The organism is Marinobacterium sedimentorum, assembly GCF_024267675.1.
In the GTDB taxonomy this organism is placed as follows: domain Bacteria; phylum Pseudomonadota; class Gammaproteobacteria; order Pseudomonadales; family Balneatricaceae; genus Marinobacterium_A; species Marinobacterium_A sedimentorum.
Genome location: NZ_JALDYX010000236.1, coordinates 1 through 208 on the forward strand (window position 1 = coordinate 1; position 208 = coordinate 208).

1 protein-coding gene is annotated in these 208 nt (G+C 40.9%); it reads right to left on the minus strand.

What is annotated here, in order from left to right:
• Positions 1-208, minus strand: a 208-nt coding sequence (locus tag MRS74_RS23920) for a hypothetical protein (RefSeq protein ID WP_254582774.1), incomplete at both ends; no start/stop codon positions are given.

Sequence of the window (208 nt, forward strand, 5' to 3'; positions counted from 1 at the left end):
TTATTACTGGACAGAATTCCATCTATCTCACTCTGGCTATCAAGCTCTTGCTTAAGAATTCGGAATCTATCAAACAGAAATTTCGCGCCTTCCTTAAATGAATACTGGTAAGCGCGAGTAAGCCAATACTCTGGCTCACTCCCCTCCTCCACTTTACGTTGCGGAATTAGGTACTGACTATCAACCATATGATCAATAACACGATTAA